The sequence below is a fragment of the Nonomuraea sp. ZG12 genome, assembly GCF_052068115.1.
Taxonomy (GTDB): Bacteria; Actinomycetota; Actinomycetes; order Streptosporangiales; family Streptosporangiaceae; genus Nonomuraea.
Map to the genome: position 1 here is coordinate 1 of NZ_JBQHCW010000086.1, position 1,269 is coordinate 1,269.

1 protein-coding gene is annotated in these 1,269 nt (G+C 65.5%); it reads right to left on the reverse strand.

Translation table 11 applies throughout. The annotated features are described in order from the left end of the window. The coding region (locus tag ACTMTF_RS49350; protein WP_441117030.1) for a condensation domain-containing protein at positions 1–1,269 on the reverse strand (1,269 nt) is incomplete at both ends.

Here is a 1,269-nt window from a genome sequence, read left to right on the forward strand (position 1 = left end):
CATGAAGACACTCACCCCATGCGCACGAGCGAGCTCCTGAACCCGGAGGTGCGTCTGCGCGTCAACGTGGAACTCGATGACCTCTCCTCGGCCGGTGGGACGAGTCGGGCGAGGATGGTCATAGGGCAGAGCGAGTTGCTCCGGTGCACCGTGTAGCGCCTGAGTCCAGAAGGCCAGCTGGTCGTGGAGGAGGTCGCTGTCGAGCAGGTCCCGCTGCCAATCGACGTAATCGGCGTAATTGACCGGCAGCGGCTCCCACTGCGGCGTCCGCCCCGCCGAGCGAGCGGCGTAAGCCGTGGCCAGGTCACGGGCCAACGGCTCCAAGGACCAGCCATCAGCGGCGATGTGATGAATGACCAGCAACAACGTGTGATGGTCCGGCGCGTGAGTGAACAGATGAGCCCGAATGGGCACCTCACGCTCCAGCGCGAACGCCCCCGACACCGCCTCCGCCAGCCCGCCCTCATCCCGAATCAGGCGGATATGCGCAGGAAGGACCTGCTGGTACGGCTGCCCCTCACGCACCGGATAGATGGTGCGCAGCGGCTCATGCCGCCCGACCACATCACCCAGCGCTCGCTCCAACGCCTGAACATCCACCGAGCCGGTGATCTCCAACGCCAAAGGAATGTTGTAAGCGGCACTGGGACCCTGAATCTGGTCGATGAACCACAACCGTTGCTGAGCGAAAGACAAAGGCAACACATCGGTGTCACGTGACCGCCGACGAACAGACGGACGAACAGCAGTATTGCCATCCAGCCGAGTGGCCAACGCGGCCACCGTCGGCGCCTCGAAGAGGTCACGAACCGTCAACTCACGATCCAGCGTCCGGCGCACCCGGCTGATCAGGCGGGTGGCCAAAAGCGAATGCCCACCGAGATCGAAGAAGTTGTCATGGATGTCGACGGCCGGCAGGTGCAGAACTTCGGCGAAGAGGCCGGCGAGGATCTCCTCGGCCGGAGTGCGGGCGGCGCTGTGTCCCGCAGTGGCGTAGACGGGCGCGGGCAGGGCGGCTCGATCGATCTTCCCGTTCGGCGTGAGGGGGAACGCCTCCAACACCACGATCGCAGCCGGCACCATGAACGCCGGCAGGTGAACGCCCAAATCGGCCCGCACCTGCGCGCTGGTGGGCTGGTGGCCGAGGGTGGGAACCACATAGCCGACGAGCTGCTTGCCGCGGGTGTCGTCCCGGACGATGACGGTGGATTGGGCGATGCCGGGCAGTTGGTCGAGGGCGGCTTCGATCTCGCCGAGTTCGATGCGGAA